The organism is Acetobacter papayae JCM 25143, from assembly GCF_000613285.1.
Taxonomy (GTDB): Bacteria; Pseudomonadota; Alphaproteobacteria; order Acetobacterales; family Acetobacteraceae; genus Acetobacter; species Acetobacter papayae.
In genome coordinates, this window is record NZ_BAIN01000020.1 from 21,303 (window position 1) to 39,757 (window position 18,455).

Consider the following 18,455-nt stretch of genomic DNA (forward strand, 5'->3'; position numbering starts at 1 on the left):
TAGCACCCAACAGAGTGAGCGCTACGAGATGCAGGCTGGTTTAGTATAGTCCTTAATCATGCCGCCTAAACGGCGACCTGATTGAGTGCAGACGCAACGCTTTTGCGGGCATCTGCCTCTGTCGCACCGGCCCGCATTTCAAAGCGGACCATGGTTTCGAACAGCGTGCGGTCGATATGCGGATTGATGAGCCCACCCGATGCCGTGGCTGGCCTGGTGACGGGTTCTGCCATATCCCGAAACAGGGCGCGGAACGGCACATAGTCGCTGGGTGGTAGCGGGTCTCCGAAAAGCAGCTCCCTATCGTGCGTGTTGTCGGGATTCTGCAGAACGACCGCCATGCGGTTGTAAATCTCTCCCATAGGGCCGGGCAGTGCGGGTAGCTTTTCGGGATTGACGATATCCGTGCCTTTGATGAGAGCATCGACTACGGCCTGATCCTCGGGGTTGGACAGTGCTTTGGCGGCCGACAGGCTGGTGCCACGGCGGGAGACGGGCAGAGGGGCATAGAGCCGGTTCGTACCCTTCGGTTCGACCCCGGCGTAGAATAGGCGGGTATAGAGACGCTTGCCGCGGAACATGATGATGGCCTGACCCTTTCCGAGGGCCTGAATGTCGTTCCATGAGATGCGTTTCACTTCCCGGATGTCCGCACGGGCCTGTGTCGTGTAGTCCCCGATGATCTCGGTGTTTTCATAGCCGGATAGGACGCTGACCTGCATGGTGCCCCCGGCCTGTTCCACCCATTCGCGGGTGGGGCCGGCATCTTCGAGCTGCATGAATATCTTGAGTTTTGGGTTGCCAAGCAGCGGGACCGACCAGTCCCGGCCGAGTGTCGCATAAAGCGATCCGACTTCCTGAAACGACAGCCAGACCGAGATGTTCAGCTCCCGTCCCTGCGCCATTATGACGTCTAGTCCGCGCGTCGCGAAATAGTTGCTCTCATCATAGAGCATCAGATAGGGCGTGCGGGCGGTAGACGGCCGGTACTTCACGAGGTCAATATAATTGCCCTCGATCGACGCCCCGAGAGCCGCGGACAGCGCGTAACGCTGGGCGGTGATGAAGGTCTTGCCAATGGCGGCGTTGGTGGCGGGGTCGTTTTCCAGAGAGGGCAGCAATACGATCAGATTGCGCCGGTTGAAAATCACATCGGTCAGTTCGACATCTGGCACATCACAGTTGAAGATGTGCCCGTAGGTTGTCGTCATCATGGTGAAGGTCTTGCCGAAGCCGCCTACAACATAGCTGTGCTGTTCGAGAACCTTGGTCTGTGAACTGACATCCCCGGCTTGAGGCGTGTAACCGCCAGTTTCCTGGACGTAGAACCGAATGGGCATGAGCAGCTCTTCGGGGAAGTCATCGGGCAGCGCCACGCTTTCGATTTTGCGCGTGCTCATGCTGTAGTACTGGAATTTCCTGCTGGCGTTCGTGTCTTCTTCCTTTCCGGCCAGTTCGATCAACACCTGAATATTCGAGAAATTGACGCGCATGGTGGCGGTTGTTGCGGGAATACCCAGATGATCGCGCATCCAGACAAAGATCGGCGACATGCCGCCGATCAGATCGTCGGCGCGGTTGCGGAAGTGCTGTGAGTTACCGCCACCCCCGCTGTTGTCCGGCAGGAACAGGGTGCGGAGCAGTTCAGCCATGCCTTCTGCGTTGACGGTGGAGAAGGGGCTCCATGTGTGTGACTTCTTGTCGCCACTTGCCACCTGGAAGTTGAGAACCCGCATGTTCGCGGCAGCGCCCCAGTTTTCCTGCAACGCCTGAAGCGAGAAGACGAGATTGTTGGACCCCTTGCCGTCCACGATGGTGAAACCGGTTCCCTGCGCCAGCGCACTGGCGAGTAGGCTGTAGATGGACTCGGTCTTGCCCGAGCCTGTGGCTCCGGGCAGCAGACCGTGCGTGGTCATATCGCTGCCTGATACCCAGATCTGCTGCCCGCTGACCTCATCCCAGCCGAGCAGCCAGTCGCCCCGGGCCTTGTCGGGCTTGTCCACACCGACCCGTTTGGGGTCTGGCACCGGATTGCCATAGTCCTTGCGCTTCGAATTGGCCGGCAGGCGCAGGGGCATGATGACCGGTCGGGTCAGCACGAAGGCCGTATAGGCGAGTGCGGGCGGCACAAGCAGGGTTGTCAGGGCAGGGCAGGCAATTGCCAGCCCCGCGAGCCCGACGAATGGCGCGGCGGAAAGCGGTGTGCTGAGGCTTCGAAAATACGGGTGCCGAGGGTGCGGGTATCACGATAGGCGATGCCACCTCTTTGTTCGTGATGATCCTGCGGGCCGTCAATGCGGTGTCTGAGAGTGGCCATATCAGTGCAGTCCGAAGGCCTGATTGAGGGAAGAGGGGCCGGAGCCGGGTTGTGCCGGGGCTGCTTCGGGTTGGGGGCGTGACTGTGCGGGCGGCCGCATAACCGCGTGGGCCGGGAACTCTGGCGGGGCGAGCAGGGCCAGATGCGGGGGCGTGGGCGACGATGCGGGAGAGCTGCTCATGCGTGAGTAAAGTCCAGCGCCGAGCATGGCCAGAACACCCAGCCCCATCATGGCGGTCCGTGTCCAGCGCGGACGGGCAGGAATGACGCTTCCCCGCTCATCAGCGGGTGCCGCCATGACAGGCAGTGCCGGAGGCGGGTTCTGGTGGCCGGCATCCGCGCAGGGCGACACGCGGATATGCAGCGTCGTATCACCCGGTGTGATGGTCAGGGGGCTGTCGCCCGGTGAGAGAAAAATGTCCATGGTGTGCTCCTATGAGGGGCTGTGATCATACGGGCATGGGTTGTGACGCCGGGACGGCGCACAGGGTGTTGGCGTGTCGCTCAAGGGCTTCGAGCAGGATCGTGCCCTGTGCATCCGCGACCTTCTGGAGAGTCTGATCGGTGCACAGGATGATCAGAGAGAGGGGGGCGTGATGCACGGCGTGCAGGCGTTGCCCGCATAGGGCGTTGCTGTCCGGCCTGATCGCGAGCCCGAAACTGACCTGCCCGGCGCGGGTTTTCCATGTTTCCTCGGCCATCCGCATGAGGACGGGCAGCAGGCAGTCGGGGGCCAGCAGGCGCCGTGGTGTGAACGCCTCCTCACCTGTCGCACTCAGGGCGATGCGATACGGTCCGTTGTCCAGCAGGCTGGCGAGGGCGTCGATGAGCCGTTCGAGCGTGATCATGCGTAGTCCCTCTGTTTCCAACGGGGTAGGCGTGGCCGGTGCGGGCCGATCAGAAGCACCCGCGCCATACGGAATGCGACAGGCAGGGTGAGACCCATCCACGCCAGAAACCCGAACAGGAGGGTGACGACGATGGCCGTGATGAAGGTCCATAGGCGCATGTGGGCCAGCCACAGCACCATGCCCAGCAGGCAGCGGCAGTCGACGACGAAGAAGTAAACGGGGCTTGAGGAGTGTCGCCACATCAGTGCAGTTCCTTCATGGCGCGGTCTGCGATGTCGTCGCTGATGCGGCCCTGGGCGTGGACGTCCTTGATGGATTGTTCGAAGGTCTGGCCGTGCTCTTCCACGAAACCGCGCACCATGTTGGGCCAGCTGGACTGTGGCGCGTCGAGCAGGGCTTCGCGGATCTTGCGGTTGAAGGGCAGGAAGGAGCGGATGGCGGTGCGCCTGCCATCGGTGGAGCGGAGCAGACGCTGGTTGACGATGAGTTTGAGGTTATCGACCAGAGCGATGGCCAGACTGTCGCGGTCGGTCGCCGGACACAGCGAGACGACACGGCGAACTGTTGCGGCCGGGTCATTGGTGTGAACGGACGTCATGGTTCGATGACCCGAGATAATCGCCTGAATGGTCGCTTCCATGGTTTCGGGATCGCGACACTCGCCCACATTGATATCGGTGGGCTCCTGACGCATGGCGGCCCGGATGAAGTCGGGGAAGGTGGCGAGCTGGCGGGGAATTTCCGTTTGCTGAATACTGGCGTTGTTCTGCGCGATCAGGTCGTAAAACAGTTCCAGAGGAGCGGCCCCCTCGACGATGTCGCAATGGCAGTCAGGGTCTTCGAGACGCTGGCGGGTGATGCCCCCCATCAGGGTTGTCTTGCCACTGCCGGTGACGCCACAGATCAGATAGCCGCCAGACTCTCCGTCCAGTGCTTCGCTCAGGCTCGGTTCAACATGCTGTTCTTCAAGCGGGGTCGGTTTTTCGGGGAGTGGGCGCAGGACAAGACCGATCCCGTCATTTGAGCCGATGGTCGTGGCGACAGCGTTCACACGAAAGCCGTAGCGTCGTTTGCGGCGGTCTGGCCAGATAATGTAGCTGGTGTCGATGGCCTCACCCTTGCTCAGCCGTGACGGGCCTGTGTCGGATTTATACATCGTCCTCAGGGCTTCGGAGACTTCACGGCCGGTCCAGCGCAGGCCCGGCACGGTATAATTGCGGCCATGCACACGGATCTTGAGGCGGGTGTCCGTCTGCATGTGGATACGAGATGCCCCCATTTCGACGCAGCCGATCAGGATGGTGTCGAGACTGGCGTGTGGGGGCAGGGCGCGCAGGCGCTCCACGATGTCGTTCATGCGTCTGTTCCTTCAGGAGGTGTCTGGGGGGTGCGGATCGGTCCCAGTATGAGGGTCTCGATCCGGTGATGGACCTTGAACAGGTGGTGTGACGGCGCTTCACCCGGCAGGGCGCTGGAGCCCTGTCGCAGAGCCGCGACATAGGCGGTGATGGGCTGTCTCAGGGCGTCGGGGGCGTGGGCCACGTCGTAGCGTAGTAGAGATCGAACCGGTAAACCTGGTCGAGCTGTGCAAGGGAGGTCGCCATGGCGATATCCAGCAGGCCGTCGCGCAGCATGTAGGTTCTGAGCACCCAGCTCCGCAGTTCTGGTGCGGTGCTGCGGGCGGCAAGATAGAGGATTCCGAGCTGTGTATCAGGCGTGGTCATGACGGCTTCCGGTCGGTGCTGAGCAGGGTATCGAGTGTCGCGCTGACATGCGGCTCGGGGAGTGGCTGGCCCGTGCGACACTCAGCACGCCAGTGTTCCAGTGCTCCGGCGGCTTCGGTGCAGGCCGTGGTGATGACCGCGTGCATGGGGCGGCCGGGCATGGGGTAGGGCAGGGCGCTCAGGATGAGCCAGAGGTCGCGATCGACGAGCTGGATCATGGCGAACAGGCTGGCGTTGAGGACGCCCGCCTTCTGGCGGGCCACCTGAAGGAGCGTCATCAGAGCGGTGCGCGACCAGGCGTGATGGCCGACGATCTGGATGCCGATCTGCCAGTCGCCTGCGGACAGGGTTTTGCGAAACCCTTCCACCGTCCGGGGTGGAATGGTGAGCGGGGCGGTGATCTCGCCCTGTTTCCATTGCCCGGAGAGGGAGCGCGACAGGGCGTTGAGCAGGTTCCCGGCCTCGTCGCCACGCCGCGCGCAGACGAGTGTGAAGGCCATGAACAGGCACTGTTCGACAGGGCTGAGGGCCTGTGGGCCTGTCCAGGGCGTACCGAGCTGTGCGGCCAGCGCATTCTGGGCCGCCTGCGCGTGGGCCTCGGTGCCGGGTTTGTCGCCACCATAGCGGGCGAGCCATTCGTCTGGCTGGAGGAACGGATCCATGGGCCTGAGTGGTGCGGATGGCGGCGGGGGTTCGCGCAGCTGTGCGTTGTAGCCGAGCCACGCCTGTCCAACAGGATGGATCTGTGCGAGCGCATGCTTCATGCCATCATAGCCGAACTGGTCGCGGTACAGGCCGCGTGGGGCGCGTTTCACACAGAAAAAACCCATAACGCCGAACAGGATCAGTACTGGCAGGAGGGTCAGGAAACCTGTGAGACCCAGAAGCTGCCATAGTGTCGCAGCACTCACCTTATGGGGGTCGGCCTGCGCCATCCTGTCGAGCAGGGAGGCGTAGCTGTCGGTGAACAGGGAGGCGGCCAGCAGGATCAGGCGCTGCTCGAACAGCACGGCCATGACGATCTGTGTGTGTGCTACCTCCCACAGGAGGAAGCCTGCGACACAGAGCAGGAACAGGGAGGCCCCGATGACGAAGAGGATCTGCCCGGGCCCGGTGTCGCGTTGCAGGCTATTGGCGCTGGTCATGGTGCGTCCTCCCCGACATGCCAGTGGGCGCGGTTCGCATCGAGGCCGGGCTGTGCGCGGATACGGATTTCCGTGTCGTCTTCGCGCAGCACGTCCTTGCCGCCATCGGTGTCGCGCTGGAAGAAGGCGACTTCGGGCGCTTCGACCTTGCCGGCCTTGAGGAGCAGGCGGTAGCGGGCCATGCCGATCAGGTCGCGTTCAAGGCGGGCGAGATCGTCGAGGAAGATTTCGACGGCCTGTCGCTCTCCGGCCGCCCAGCCGCGCGCCACACCTTCACGCCAGACTTCGACCTCGTGGCGGGTTCTGGGTCGCACCGCATCAGGCGGTGTTTCGGGGAGGGTAATGGTGCGGACCAGCCATGTACGCCACTGGGGGGGAGCCGAGACCAGCTGGGCTTCGCGCGTGACGCGGAAAATCCGGCGTGTCTCCCGTGCTGTCTGCCCGGATGGATCGAGGGCCATGGCCATCTGGGCCTCCGAGACGACAGGCGGACGCATGAGGGTCTGACCGCTGCCGGCGGGCAGGACGAGGGGACGAAAGTCGAAGGTCTGATCGAGTGTCGCCTCATACCGGTCGAGCATGTCGTTCAGCGCGTAAGAGCGCGCGGCAAGGCCGCCCTGTGCGCCATAGGCCCATGCGGCGTGTCGCACGGCATCGTCATGATCCGCGCCGGTATCGGGACGGGGTGAGTAGCCGGGGCGCACGGCCATGAGCGCTTCCATGGAGGGTGGGCGTGTCGCATCGCTGATCCGTGGGATCTCGGCCGCCCCGGTCAGTGGTGTGTCGATGGGGCTTGCAGCCCCAGGCGACAGGGTTGGATTGGAGGGCACGGGCAGGGCGACTGGCCCGTTGGAGGCGGCGAGGCAGGGTGTCGCCAGCACTAGTGCGAGCAGCCCGTATGACAGGATGGCGGGGGATTTAGCCATGATGCGACACCCTGATCTCGTGGGTGGGCACATCGATGTCCACACGGTAGCGGGGGCCGGCGGCGAGGCTGAGTTCGTCGATAAGGCTGGCTTCTGTCGCCGTGGTCTCACGGATGGCGACAACAGGGCCGGGGCCGGTGTCGTCCATGATGAGGTGATAGCCGATCTGGCTGGCGATCTCGCCCAGTCCGTCGCGCAGTGTGCCCGACCAGTGCCAGCTGACGGGGCGTTCCAGTTCGGCAGGCAGTACGGAGCCCGGGCGGCGCACGGGATAGCGGGTTGCAGCCAGTGCGTTGGCCTGCGCGTCGAGGATGGCCATCTGCTGGCCGAAGGGGATCTGGGGTGGCGGGGGATGGTGACAGGCGGCAAGAGCAATGGGCGCGAGGAGCATGAGACCTCTGGGGAATGACGGGTTGTTCATTCCCTCATTGTGCGCTCATCCGTTGTGACGCCGTGTGGGCCACCAGATGGCTCCAGACTTTGGCCTGATAGGTGACGTTGGGGATGGGCGTCGCGGAGTTGTAATTGCCCACGCGACGCCAGAACTCGCCCGGGTTGGACGGGCTCTGTCCATCGAGTGCGCGGGCGAGGATCCATGCGCCGATCTGCAGGTTCAGGCAGCCGTCATTGATGACCTGTTCGCGGGTGATCCCCAGTCTGGCCAGTTCGGAGATGGATGGAATTGATCTGGGTCGGCCCCATGTCGTAGCTGCCATTGCGGTTGCGGACGACCTGTCCGACCCGCCCGCCCTCTGTCGCCAGCACGGCGAGAAAGAGCTGTTCATGGACATGGTAGCGCCGGGCAGCCGCCAGCGCGCAGGATTTCAGGTCGGCCGGAAGCGGGCTGGACGGTGGGGGCAGAGGGGTTTTGCCTGCGGGCGGGGGCTCGCGATGCGCTGTCGTGCCGGTGCCACTCCATGCGAGGATCCACGCGCCGGCCGCGATGTTTATACACGCGTCGGTCCTGACCTTTTCGGGGTCAAAGCCTGCGCGTGTGAGGATGGGCAGCCATTCGGGCTGGATGCCCATAGGACCGATGCCGCTGGCACGCGCGTGCTGCATCACGGTCTCTATATTGGTCGGCGGTACGTTGTAGTACGTTGCAGCGGTGTGCATGCATGCTAGGGAGGTAGGCATCGGCTAGTAACCTTCCACCCACCATGTCACCATTGCATCTGAACCATTGCCATCTGTTGGCCAATTTACAAACACGGTGATCTGCGTGAGCGATGGTGTACTCATAAGCCATGGTGAGTTATCGTGGCCGCCCCCCCCTTCGCTGACAAGAGCACAGCCATATGCACCAGGCAGGATAGCCGTAAATGGTTCCGGAAAGGCGATGGTGAACGAGTGGTCTCCCCAACTGGAAGAGTACCATGGGCTTTCCCCCATAATGCGTTTCCGGTAGCCGGTTGGTACAGTGGGATCCTTGGTCTTAATCATTGTCCACGATCCATATACGCCAGCAGAGCCGCTCACGGTCGTGGATGTCTCACCGCCGAGAGTTTCCCAAAGGCCTCTGACACATTCCAGGTGGGTGCCTGTGCCATCGGGGCTGGAAGCGATTGCGCCGTTATCTGTACAGGCGTTCCCGGCTATTGCGTTACCACCATCAGTGCCTGTAATCGCAGCATCCATGGAGGCTCTTCCATTGACATTGAGCGTTCCATAGATCTGGGCGTTTTCGTCAATGCGTACATTGCGGGCAGCCAGATAGACGATATCGGACGACGCGGAAGAAAGCCGGTTAGTTTGTACGGTGCCTCCGGATACTATGTTGGTGGCGGCAAGATCGATAATATTACCGCTCTGTGCGAATACGTTACCTGAAAACACTCCCTGTTCAGCGTTGATCGTGCCGACATTATTGATGTTGTTGCTGCCCATGTTCAGAGCGACACCCATGGTGTTGAGCTCGTCATGGCCCGGAACGCCAACACGGTATAAGAAATCATTGGTGTCGATGGTGGGGGAGGCGGCATCGCCTACAGTGACGGTGCCAAACAGATGCCCAGCTCCTGGTGACGGCAGCCCGGAAAGCGAGAGGTTCCATGTCGTGCCATGGGCTTCGGAAGAGGTGAGGTTGCCGAGCATGCCGTCATAGGCACATAGCCGCCCTGATCCCCAGTGAGGCCTGCGATATTGATCAGATCGCTTTGGGTTAGGGTGCGGCCGCCTGTGGCTGTGACCATGGTCCGGATGGCCCCTGACGCGGGTTGCTGCACATAGACATGCCATGTCGCGCCCAAGACATTGGTCTGGCTGAAGCCTCCGGGCACCGTATCCGTGTTGACGAGGTCTGCGAACGGCACTTCCTGATAGGCGCCTCCGATACTCAGCGTATCGGTGAGTGTGTCTTTCTGGGCGGCGGCATATTTTTGCGCACCAGCCAGAATGGTCTGGAACTGACTGGCCGCATCGGCATCCACGGTGGCTGCGAGATTGTTGGCCTGAATGTCGTTATAGACCGGCATGGTCAGAAGAATCATGAGCCCGGCGACGGCGGAGCCGATGAGCTGCCACATCAGAATGATCCTTTATTGAAGGTCACGACCGAGACGACATGGCCTGTCGTCACGGGTGTGGGCAGTGAGCCCATGGTTCCGGCATAGGGCGATGTCCATGTGGAGCCCTGTGCTGAGCCAATACTGAGGTCGCCCCGTGCCCGGGTGATGGTTTTTAGGATGTTGACCTGCGACATCGCGGCCCAGCTCTGCAATGTGACGACACCGTTCGCGCTGCTCACATACGCGCCTGCGTCATTGAGCGCGGTGCTGACAGGGGTTTCCAGAGCGAGAGCATCGAGCGGTATGGCCCCCGTTATTTCCGGGTGGGTGGTGACATAGGCGAGTACGGCGCTTTGAACGCCAGAAAGGCCTGATCCTCGGGGAGTGCGATGTGCATGGGCTGGTTCTGGACGGTGATCAGCCCGTCCAGAGCCCGGTAGGTCTCGATTGACAGCCCCAGCAGGCTAAGAAGGGCTAAGGCGAAGCCTATTCCGAAACCCATGACCCCCTCCTTATGCGGGATAGAGGAAGGTGATGGTGACCGTACCGCCGCTACCGCCGTTACAGGCCGAGGCAATCTGGGAGACGGTGTCGGTCCCGGTGCCGAAGGTGATGGTCGTGCCGTTGACCGTGACACCGCCATTGCTGCGGTGGCCGCCTGCAAAAGACGCACAGTCATGAGATGCGACGCCGGTCCATGCGTCCTGAAACCCGCCGGATGCCAGACCGGATACCGTTACTGTCGATCCCGACCAGGGGCCTTTGAGGGTGGTTCCATCGCTGGCGATCAGCCTTCAGGAACCATGCCGCCGCTGATTGCGACGGAGTTAGACAGGTTGGACGCGTTCATGGCGCCGACGAGCCTGTAGGTCTTGTCGATCTTGTTAGCGAGCTGGCTTTCGTAGGATGAGGCCTGCCAGACCATATAGACGTGATCGAGTTCCCACCCGGCGAGTGCGAGGGCCGCCAGACCGAACAGGCCGGCCAGCACGCCGATGATGGGGCCGAGGACATCTTTCATGTTTATACTCCTTATTGGGTCAGCGCGGGACCATGTCCTGGCCGATGAAGATTTCGAGCAGCACGACTGCTCCGACGAGCATCATGGAGGAAAAGTTTGTGACGCCGCGCACGACCCGGATCTGGGCGCGTGTCCTGTCTTCGATCTGGTTGACCCAGATCAGGGCGTGAGCGAGCAGCGTGTCGTAATCCCCCTCATCCCCCCAGACATCGTCGATCTCGCGGATGATCTCGGGGTTTGGGAAATGCAGGCGGGCCATTTCCATGGCACGAGGGAGGGTGACGCCTTCAGTGACCATCATGTCGCGCAGGGTGGTCAGCCGCTCGGTGAGCCATGGGGAGCGGCTGTCCTCGGCCTGATTTTCGAGCACATCGACATCGGCGACACCGATTTTGCACTGCGCCAGAAAGCTGCAGATCCACAGATAGCCCTGAATGTCGCGATAGACGGACCAGGGTGGTGCGACTTCAAGCCAGACGCGCACACGGCCTGTCAGGCGTGGCAGGCTCCAGCGCGCCACGAAGGCGGTTCCAATCATCAGGACGATAAGGCCCAGAGTTGCCGGGATCGTGCCGATCCGGGTCATCATGAGCATGAGGTTCAATGCTGTGCTGGACGTGCATTATGCTCCAGCGTGCGCGCAAGTTGCGGTAGCGCGGACTGGGCTGCGATCGAGAGGGTGACGACGACGATGGCGATGTAGCCCGCCGGCTCCACCCATGCGCCACGGAACTCTTTCTGCAGGGCTGCGACACGGGTGCGGGTGTCGCAGATCATGTCGAGGGCTGAGGGCAGGTCATCCGCCTGTTCCCCCGAGAGCAGCATGGTGAATTCGTCCTCGGGAATGTAGGGCTGAAGCGTGTAGGCGAAGGTGGTGCCTTCGTCGTTGAGGATGCGTTCGATGCGACGCAGCATCCGCGCTTCCCAGACATTGCTGAATTTTTCGGCCTGCTCTGCCCGGTTGAGCAGGACGCGGTTGATCATCTCGCCATTGCGGAGTTTGCGCGACAGGGTGCGGTAGAAGGCCAGACGACGTTTGAGGGAGAAGCCAATGCGCTGGTCGAGCCAGAGGCTTAGTCGCCCCTCACTCTCCTCGCGCGTGTTGTCGTCAAAGACGATTTCGATGCTCATGTCAGTGCCCTCTTTCCATCAAGGGTGTGGTTTCGAGGCCTTTGAGCGCACGCTCGCGTTCGCGCTGAAGGAAGTCCCACGCCCGGATGCGTTCGATTTTCAGGGGGACGTCGAAAGGATCCATGCGCCCCTGAAAGACCAGTCCCATGCCCTTTTCCAGCATGGTGGTGTCGGCGTTTGAGCGCGTGTGATAGCGATGTCGCGCGAGGGTCGGGCCGTATTGGATGAAGTCGGCCATGAGGGTTTCATCGGGGTCCACGACCTCGGCGACAACCTGACGGCGCACCGTGCCTTTCCACGCACAGTGGGGGCAGCCGGGGCCAAGCCTGCGGATGTCTGACGCGCGCCAGTCTGGACGCTGCCAGGTCAGGATGGCGTTGCGCATTATTTGGGTGAGCCGCGGATCGTTCTGATCCCAGGGCAGGGCGCAATGGTCACACAGGATGGGCACGAGGCGCTGGCCGACCAGACCACAGATAATGGCGGGGTCACAGATAATGGGCAGGGCCAGCCGATCAGGATCCATGTCGCGCAGGCGCGGGATGGCCAGAAACGGATGGGCTGTGTGCATGGTGCTCATCATGAGCATGCCGGTCTCGGCGGCCGAGAGCCATGTGGTGGCGACGAGCGGGTCGCGGATTTCACCCAAGCCAGAATGTTGACGGCCATACGCAGAACGAGGCGGGTTCTGTGCGCATAGGCTTCGCCGGCGCTTGGCGGTCAGAGTGTCGAGAATATTGAGCTGGGGAGCATGAGGCAGAATGGTCTCGACGGGCTGTTCGATGAACGCCTGTCGCTGACCGGGCCGGGTGCGGGCAATATGTTCGCTCAGCCGGTGCAGGACATGAGTTTTGCCCGAGCCCGGCGGCCCGGTGAAAATGACGGTGCCGGTGGCATTGAGGACAAAGGTCTGCAGCAGTTCGGCCTGCTTTTCGGTCCAGCCGGAACTGACAAGATCGAGCTTTCCCGGTGGGGGCTCGACGCGTTTGAGCCCCTTGAGTGCATCGACGGCTGGCACCTTCTGGACGCCGGCCTGCAGACGCATGTTGAGCCACTGGGCATCGGCGTCGACGGGAGCGATGGGGGTGCGGGCGATCCGCACGTTGACCAGACCGGTCCCCATCAGATCGCGACCGGCAATCGAGCCATCCTGCGACTGTTTGGGGCGGTACTGCTGCTTGGTCAGCATATACAGGGCGTTAATCAGCTTGTCGGCGTAATCGGTGGTAATTTCATCGTATTCGCGCACGGTGCCGTCGATATGCATCTCGATAACCGCGTGACCCGCAAGGCGTCGGATATCGATGTCACTGGCGCCGAGATCGCAGCCTGTTTTCAGCAGCGCCTTGGCGCGGGCCCGCATGTCCAGCCCATTTCCATTGCCCTCCATGGTGCCGGTATGATGGGCCTGCGCCAGTCTGGCGGCGACAATGCTCAGGGGGATCCACTCGATCTTCATGTGCCTGCGCGGGCGCGGCGTAGATCGTCGATCCATTGCAGGACGTCACGCCGGACCTTGAGCGCGTCATTGATGCTCAGAAGGGAATGGACTTCGTCTAGGTGGAACTGTCCGCGAAGATCGGCGGGGGTTCTGATCCCGTCCATGGTCAGATCGGCGCGTGTGGCAGGCTTCCAAGGCAGCAAGCCAGTGATTTTTCTGATTACACTCATGGTGTTGCTCCTGTGATGGCGAACAGTGCGGTGATGTCGTAGCCGCCGGTTGATGGCTTGAGGTCGGCTGTCATGATGGTGCGGCGCAGGCTGACCTGTTCGAGACGGGGGTAGCTGTTCCACGCGATGGCGCGCGGGTCGGCGGGCCAGGGGAAGCGTATGGTGATGACCTGCACCATCTCGCGGGCGGGACCGGTGTTCTGGGTCTTGCCCGATGTGATGGCCGGTGTGATGCCGGCCTCCTGCAACATGCCGACGAACAGACGGATCGGATCACCCTGTAGTGGCGTGCCCGCTCGCCCGGGATGGGGGTGAATGGTGGTAAGTAGGTCGTCGGTGTCGGCGTTGCTGGAGATATGTCCATGCGGTGCGTCGAGGAGCGTGCCGCCTGCGCGCATCCAGCGGGTATTCAACCCGCTCTGATCACATTGCAGGCTTTCCAGCACCCAGCCGTGAGAGTGGGGTGTTATGGGTGTGATAGCCTGCATGCAGGCGGTAACGATTTCCGCTGGTCCGCTGGGTGCGATACTGGGTTTTGTGTTGCGTAGTGCGGCTTCACGGCGCGCGCGCGCGAGCCATTCGGCTTCATGGGCGCTGTAGAGGCTCCAGCCAGTTGCTGCGACAAGCCCGATCACAGCGGTTGTCGCCAGCACAGTGTAAAGGGTGCGTAGGGAAACCGGATGCAGGGTGATCGATGCGGGTCCGAGACGTGAAAACCACGCTTCAAGATCGGCTTCGGCAATTGTCTGCCGGGATGTGTAGGATTGTCCGTCCAACGCCTCGCGGAGCGTGACGATGGTTTCCCCGTCGTAGAACTGATCCGATCCGGGGAGCAGCTCCCCGTCTTCGTCTGTGGCGATCACCCATAGATCGCCGCCGCCCATCTCGAATTCGGCATAGGTGAGAGGCCCCAGAACGGCAGCGGTTGCGATGGCGAGACTGTTGAGGCCGCCGCGCGCATAGGTGCGGCTGATAGTGATGAAGGCCGCACTCTGGGGGCGACCCGGATAGCGGGCGTAGTGGGTTGCGTGGGCGAGGCGCCCTTCGGCGCGCAGTCTCGCGCCACCCGGGCGAGTGCCATAGTCCCGCCAGACCATGCCTGCGACCCATAGCTTGCCGTGGAGGGGAAGAATTCTGGCCATGGTCAGGGCATTCCTGGCAGTGCCCCGAACGGGGAGTGTGTCATTGACAACTGATGTGAAGGAACGGCCGTGCGTACGGGCTGGGCCTGGAAACCGCTTGTCGCGTCATTGAGGCGGATGGTCTGGCCGTCGGCATTGCGGACGTAAACGCCCGTCCGGTTGATGGCAGTGACCTTCAGCCCATCAGGCAGGCCGGTGCCTGTTGTCACTTCGGCCGTGCTGCTGTCAGCAAAAACCAGTGTCGCACTAGCTCCGTGCTGGTCGATATAAAGGGAGTCCGTCTGGGGTAGGACGTGAGCCGGGGGTGGCTCTGATGCGGCGATAGCTGGTGGTGGCGGACTGGGCGCGGTGGCCTGCTTGTTTGTGGGCTTTTCTCCTTTGGCTCGGCGGTCTGAATCGGCAATCTGCGCGCTTAGATCGGCAGCAGCGGAGCGTTGATGCAGGTAGGTCAGGCACGCATTGTTCGCGTCCAGAGCGGTGACCGACAGGGTTTCACCCGGAGCTGGCGCGATCATGGCGGCTGAACAGTCGGCCGCACGCAAGGGTGTCGCCATGAGAACGGGTGTCGCCAGAGCGCAGGCGAGGACGGGCAGGATCTGTCTCATAGCGTGTGGGCCTCGACGGTGATGAGAATACGGTTTTTGGTATTGTCGGCATCTCCGCCGCCGCCAAAGATCGGGTTGTAGGGGGAGCCGACGCCGTTCATCTGACGCGACGTGCTATCGCCCGAGTAACCCGACAGCACGAGCATTTCGCCATTCTTGAGGACGATGTTGTCGGTCAGGGTGGTGCCGGATGTTTTGGGGAGCTGCATGCCTGTCGTGCTGTTGGCGAGGTCGATCGAGAGCACGGTCTGGATCAGGAAGTGCATGTTGAGGACGATCTGGTCGTCGCTGATGCGTGGGGTCACGGAGCCTTCAAAGCCGGACATGACGACACCGGGAGACTGCGAGGAAGATGACCCGGCATTGGTTGCCAGATAGGAGGCCGCGTATTGCACGTAGGTGGTGTTGGTACCGTGCTGGAAGGGCGCAGGCACGCCGTTGGTCGTGACGACGCCGCGCTCGTCGAGTTCGGTGGCGTTGTTGAGTGACTGCAAGGCCTGCACGGAGAGATCCGTGCCGCTCATCTTACCCTTGACGATTTGCGCCCCGAAGCTGAACGGGGTGCTCTGCGACTGGATCAGCGGAATGGCGGCCGGGGTGGCGCTGGCGACGAAATACTTGGAGAACTGCTTGGCCGCGACCTGCGGGCTGATGCCGTAATTGCTTTCGCGGTCGAATTTGAGCGCCCAGACGCGCACGGTGATGGCGACCTGTTTGGTCAGCATGGATTTGAGGCCATCATACCATTCGTCGAGGCCTGCGATCTGCTCGGGGGTGCCCGAGACGGTGAGCACCCCAAGACCCGGATCCATGAGCACCTCTGCGCCGTTCCCTGCGATCTGGGCGGCCTCCTGCAGATGGGCCAGACGGTCGGTTTTGATCTGTTCCCATACGCCGGTCATGCCCTGTGACTGGCTGCTGTTCCCCGAACTGTTTCCCGACCCCATCCCTGAGCCCATGCCCATCCCTGAGGACATACCGCTGCCCGTGCCCGACATACCCGAACTGGAATTGCCCGAGCTACCGCCGCCGGTGACGGCCGTAATGGCCGATGTATTGCTGGTCTGTCCGTCAAACGCCGGGATGACGTAGGTTTTGGTGATGTTGCGGAAGAACTCTTCGGTGCCGTCCGTAAAGCGTTCGCTCACCCCGAAACGCGTGGCGAGGGTTGCAAACAGGCCGTGGCGCGTGCCGGTATATTCGAGCCATGGGCCCCGGCCGGAATAGCCTGGCGTATAGGCTGCATGGTGCAGGCGCACATGCGGTGTAGGCTGTGCGGCCGTGGACTGGATGGCGGGGGGTGCGGGCAGGGATGTGCCATTGAACGACGGCGCGCTCATGCCGCTCAGCGCGCTTTGCTGGGGTGTGTCAGCTGCTATGGCCGTGTCGTCGGCGTCAGGCCGCACCCGGATCGGGATGCCGGTGCGGATGCTGAGCTGGGTTGCGGCCTCACGCAGCGACAGTGGGCGCGACCACGACACGGTGATGGGCTCACGCAGGGCCGGGGGGATGACGGTGGTGGGTTTGACGGGGTCGCCGATCAGGTAGGGATGATCGCTCGCCGTGATCAGTTCGCGCGTTGGGATATGCGTGCTCTGGGCCCGGTCTTCGTAGGCTTTTTCCTGATTGCGGGCCTCGTTGAACTGTGTGCAGCCGCCCAGAGCGAGCAGTATGGTGGTTGAGAGGGCAAGGGGGCGCAGGCGCATTACCGGACGTCTCCATGAGTGACCGCGAGGGTCTTGTTGGGGTAGTAGAAGTTCACCTTGATGGCGCGTCCCTGTTCGGCGAGGGCATCGACGATCTGCTCGATCGGCCCGTGCTCCCTGTCCGCGAAATCGCCTGTGAAAACCGCTGTCGCGGGGATGGTCCAGTTGATGTCCTCGGGCCATTTGACCGTCCAACCGACCTGCGTGCCCCAGGCGATGACCTGCTCACGGATGGGCTCACCGCGACTGAGCACCCATTGACGCTGCGGGTCAGGCAGGGCGGGAGTGGTATCTGGGCCGGTGTCGGGGTTTGTGGGCGAGATGGCTGGTGGCGCAGGGGTTGTGTCCTGACGCGTTGCCGGGGCCGAGGGCGAGGTGCCCGCAGGGTGCACAGGCGAGAGGGAGGACGAGGCCGGTGCGACCGGGATCGTCGGGGGTGTCGCCGTGGGAGAGGCCGTGATGGGCGTGCTGGCCACGGGGATCGTCTGCACCTGCGGGGCATGCAGGGTGACACGCGTGCCTTCAAGCAGGGTGCAGCCGGCTTTACGGACAAGCTGACCGGCGCTGTCGTGGACGTAGGAGCAGGTCATCTGGCCGTCGCCTGCATACAGGGTCATGAGCAGGTGCTGGGGTGTCGCCTGCAGGTCGAGGCGCACGGAGAGCGCACCCGGATAGGCCATGCCGTCCGGTGCGAGGGCAAAGCCGCGTGCGCGTAGGGCGTTGTCGAGTGTCTGTTGCACAGCACGCTCGGCCGGGCTGAAGCGCAGGACACGCAGTGTCGTCTGGCGCGGATCCATGCTGGCGGTGAGGATGTCACTGGCCTGTATGCTCAGGGCCTGTGCATCGGCGGCGTTCAGACCTGTGATGTGGGAACTGTCTTCGGCGGGCAGTGTCGCACAGGCACTCAGGGCGGTGAGGCACAGCAGCGCCGCACCCGTAGTTCTGGGGATCATGGGTGGGCTCCGTAGGTTGCGCGCACGGTCGGCTGGTCGGCCTCCGCGCCGATCAACTGCAGGTCGTCGATGACGGCATCGACGACGTAGGAATCACCGGCGACATGGTAGGCATTGGGCTGGGCGACATGCGGGGCGAGAACGACAAGCCGGGGGCGTGTCACGATCTGGCCCTGCGGGAAGTCGATGAAGGTGTGGCCGGCATCCCGATAGACGCGCAGCGGTGTCCAGGGCGGTGTCGCGCCGCTGAGTGTGTACCGGAAATCAGGGTTTGAGCGATCGTAGGCCGCAAGCGGGCTGGCGGGCGCGAATGCCGGTTGCGACAGGGGATCGGTAGGAGCGTGGGTGAAGGCGACCGTTGTCATGCTCGGCAGGGCGGCACTGAGTGCTATGTTGTAGACGCGCCGGCTGGTGGGCAGGCTGAGCTGGGCCTGTCGCGCCTGCGGACCGGGTTCGATGGCTAGCGCCCATCCGGCATGGATCCCGCTGGTGCCGCGCACGAGGTCGGTATGCCAGTTCGCGGTGTCGCTCAGGGTGATCTGGCTGGCGAGGGCGGTTTCCCCGGCTTCGAGGCGGATCATGCAGATCGCGGGGTGATGGCAGGTGAGGGTGGGCGTTCCATCACCAAAGGCGAACCATGTCACACCGCCTTTACCGGTGATGGGTGTCGCACTGTGTGCGACAGGTGCTACCGCCGCCGGTGTCGCGGTGGCGGCACTCGGTGCTGTCGCTCCGGCGACCGTTAGAGGTGCGTGC

The 18,455-nt window shown here is 62.7% G+C and carries 27 protein-coding genes; all 27 read right to left on the reverse strand.

Annotated elements, in window-relative coordinates:
* Positions 1 to 65: 65 nt before the first annotated feature.
* Positions 66 to 2,129: a type IV secretory system conjugative DNA transfer family protein gene (locus JCM25143_RS17630; RefSeq protein ID WP_148300037.1), complete on the reverse strand. Its 2,064-nt coding sequence runs from the start codon at positions 2,127 to 2,129 to the stop codon at positions 66 to 68.
* Between the two features lie 11 nt (positions 2,130 to 2,140).
* Positions 2,141 to 2,317, reverse strand: coding sequence for a hypothetical protein (locus tag JCM25143_RS22295; protein WP_159101603.1), 177 nt, complete (start codon positions 2,315 to 2,317; stop codon positions 2,141 to 2,143).
* Between the two features lies 1 nt (position 2,318).
* The gene (locus JCM25143_RS06970; RefSeq protein ID WP_025860494.1) at positions 2,319 to 2,741 is read right to left on the reverse strand and encodes a hypothetical protein; all 423 of its coding nucleotides are present in this window, start codon (positions 2,739 to 2,741) and stop codon (positions 2,319 to 2,321) included.
* Between the two features lie 25 nt (positions 2,742 to 2,766).
* Positions 2,767 to 3,165, reverse strand: coding sequence for a hypothetical protein (locus tag JCM25143_RS06975; RefSeq protein WP_025860495.1), 399 nt, complete (start codon positions 3,163 to 3,165; stop codon positions 2,767 to 2,769).
* A complete protein-coding gene (gene icmT / locus JCM25143_RS06980; RefSeq protein ID WP_025860496.1) occupies positions 3,162 to 3,410 on the reverse strand; it encodes an IcmT/TraK family protein in 249 nt (82 codons plus the stop codon). The genes JCM25143_RS06975 and icmT overlap by 4 nt, the downstream gene beginning before the upstream one ends.
* The gene (locus JCM25143_RS06985; protein WP_025860497.1) at positions 3,410 to 4,525 is read right to left on the reverse strand and encodes a type IV pilus twitching motility protein PilT; all 1,116 of its coding nucleotides are present in this window, start codon (positions 4,523 to 4,525) and stop codon (positions 3,410 to 3,412) included. The genes icmT and JCM25143_RS06985 overlap by 1 nt, the downstream gene beginning before the upstream one ends.
* Positions 4,522 to 4,710, reverse strand: a complete 189-nt coding sequence (locus JCM25143_RS21930; protein WP_148300038.1) for a hypothetical protein — start codon at positions 4,708 to 4,710, stop codon at positions 4,522 to 4,524. The genes JCM25143_RS06985 and JCM25143_RS21930 overlap by 4 nt, the downstream gene beginning before the upstream one ends.
* Positions 4,686 to 4,892, reverse strand: a complete 207-nt coding sequence (locus tag JCM25143_RS06990; RefSeq protein ID WP_025860498.1) for a hypothetical protein — start codon at positions 4,890 to 4,892, stop codon at positions 4,686 to 4,688. Before JCM25143_RS06990 ends, JCM25143_RS21930 begins: the two co-directional genes overlap by 25 nt.
* Positions 4,889 to 6,037 (reverse strand): secretion/conjugation apparatus DotM-related subunit, encoded by a 1,149-nt coding sequence (locus JCM25143_RS06995; RefSeq protein WP_025860499.1) that lies wholly within the window; start codon positions 6,035 to 6,037, stop codon positions 4,889 to 4,891. Before JCM25143_RS06995 ends, JCM25143_RS06990 begins: the two co-directional genes overlap by 4 nt.
* A complete protein-coding gene (locus JCM25143_RS07000) occupies positions 6,034 to 6,963 on the reverse strand; it encodes a type IV secretion system DotC family protein (RefSeq protein WP_148300039.1) in 930 nt (309 codons plus the stop codon). The genes JCM25143_RS06995 and JCM25143_RS07000 overlap by 4 nt, the downstream gene beginning before the upstream one ends.
* A complete protein-coding gene (locus tag JCM25143_RS07005; RefSeq protein ID WP_025860501.1) occupies positions 6,956 to 7,354 on the reverse strand; it encodes a DotD/TraH family lipoprotein in 399 nt (132 codons plus the stop codon). The genes JCM25143_RS07000 and JCM25143_RS07005 overlap by 8 nt, the downstream gene beginning before the upstream one ends.
* Positions 7,355 to 7,388: 34 nt before the next feature.
* Complete coding sequence (locus tag JCM25143_RS23735; RefSeq protein ID WP_234395069.1) at positions 7,389 to 7,754, reverse strand: lytic transglycosylase domain-containing protein; 366 nt, start codon at positions 7,752 to 7,754, stop codon at positions 7,389 to 7,391.
* 349 nt (positions 7,755 to 8,103) lie between these two features.
* A complete protein-coding gene (gene pilV, locus JCM25143_RS07015) occupies positions 8,104 to 9,057 on the reverse strand; it encodes a shufflon system plasmid conjugative transfer pilus tip adhesin PilV (protein ID WP_159101604.1) in 954 nt (317 codons plus the stop codon).
* A complete protein-coding gene (locus JCM25143_RS22300; RefSeq protein ID WP_025860503.1) occupies positions 8,949 to 9,488 on the reverse strand; it encodes a hypothetical protein in 540 nt (179 codons plus the stop codon). Before JCM25143_RS22300 ends, pilV begins: the two co-directional genes overlap by 109 nt.
* Positions 9,488 to 9,709, reverse strand: a complete 222-nt coding sequence (locus JCM25143_RS21935) for a hypothetical protein (RefSeq protein ID WP_025860504.1) — start codon at positions 9,707 to 9,709, stop codon at positions 9,488 to 9,490. Before JCM25143_RS21935 ends, JCM25143_RS22300 begins: the two co-directional genes overlap by 1 nt.
* Before the next feature lie 74 nt (positions 9,710 to 9,783).
* On the reverse strand, positions 9,784 to 9,972 hold the full coding sequence (locus JCM25143_RS20730; protein WP_025860505.1) for a hypothetical protein: 189 nt from the start codon (positions 9,970 to 9,972) through the stop codon (positions 9,784 to 9,786).
* A gap of 10 nt (positions 9,973 to 9,982) precedes the next feature.
* A complete protein-coding gene (locus JCM25143_RS25175) occupies positions 9,983 to 10,261 on the reverse strand; it encodes a type 4 pilus major pilin (RefSeq protein ID WP_081773509.1) in 279 nt (92 codons plus the stop codon).
* The gene (locus JCM25143_RS07035) at positions 10,258 to 10,491 is read right to left on the reverse strand and encodes a hypothetical protein (protein WP_025860506.1); all 234 of its coding nucleotides are present in this window, start codon (positions 10,489 to 10,491) and stop codon (positions 10,258 to 10,260) included. Before JCM25143_RS07035 ends, JCM25143_RS25175 begins: the two co-directional genes overlap by 4 nt.
* A gap of 19 nt (positions 10,492 to 10,510) precedes the next feature.
* Complete coding sequence (locus JCM25143_RS07040) at positions 10,511 to 11,086, reverse strand: hypothetical protein (RefSeq protein ID WP_025860507.1); 576 nt, start codon at positions 11,084 to 11,086, stop codon at positions 10,511 to 10,513.
* Positions 11,087 to 11,091: 5 nt separating this feature from the next.
* The gene (locus tag JCM25143_RS07045) at positions 11,092 to 11,622 is read right to left on the reverse strand and encodes a type II secretion system F family protein (RefSeq protein WP_025860508.1); all 531 of its coding nucleotides are present in this window, start codon (positions 11,620 to 11,622) and stop codon (positions 11,092 to 11,094) included.
* Between the two features lies 1 nt (position 11,623).
* The gene (locus JCM25143_RS07050; protein WP_025860509.1) at positions 11,624 to 13,081 is read right to left on the reverse strand and encodes an ATPase, T2SS/T4P/T4SS family; all 1,458 of its coding nucleotides are present in this window, start codon (positions 13,079 to 13,081) and stop codon (positions 11,624 to 11,626) included.
* On the reverse strand, positions 13,078 to 13,293 hold the full coding sequence (locus JCM25143_RS07055; RefSeq protein WP_025860510.1) for a hypothetical protein: 216 nt from the start codon (positions 13,291 to 13,293) through the stop codon (positions 13,078 to 13,080). Before JCM25143_RS07055 ends, JCM25143_RS07050 begins: the two co-directional genes overlap by 4 nt.
* Positions 13,290 to 14,435: a type 4b pilus protein PilO2 gene (gene pilO2 / locus JCM25143_RS07060; RefSeq protein WP_081773507.1), complete on the reverse strand. Its 1,146-nt coding sequence runs from the start codon at positions 14,433 to 14,435 to the stop codon at positions 13,290 to 13,292. Before pilO2 ends, JCM25143_RS07055 begins: the two co-directional genes overlap by 4 nt.
* A gap of 2 nt (positions 14,436 to 14,437) precedes the next feature.
* Complete coding sequence (gene pilP, locus JCM25143_RS07065) at positions 14,438 to 15,040, reverse strand: type IV pilus biogenesis protein PilP (protein ID WP_025860512.1); 603 nt, start codon at positions 15,038 to 15,040, stop codon at positions 14,438 to 14,440.
* On the reverse strand, positions 15,037 to 16,746 hold the full coding sequence (locus JCM25143_RS07070; protein WP_025860513.1) for a hypothetical protein: 1,710 nt from the start codon (positions 16,744 to 16,746) through the stop codon (positions 15,037 to 15,039). The genes pilP and JCM25143_RS07070 overlap by 4 nt, the downstream gene beginning before the upstream one ends.
* Positions 16,746 to 17,699, reverse strand: coding sequence for a toxin co-regulated pilus biosynthesis Q family protein (locus JCM25143_RS07075; RefSeq protein ID WP_025860514.1), 954 nt, complete (start codon positions 17,697 to 17,699; stop codon positions 16,746 to 16,748). The genes JCM25143_RS07070 and JCM25143_RS07075 overlap by 1 nt, the downstream gene beginning before the upstream one ends.
* Positions 17,696 to 18,455: TrbG/VirB9 family P-type conjugative transfer protein (locus tag JCM25143_RS07080; RefSeq protein WP_035370654.1), on the reverse strand; the 760-nt coding region annotated here is incomplete at its 5' end. The genes JCM25143_RS07080 and JCM25143_RS07075, both read right to left, overlap by 4 nt.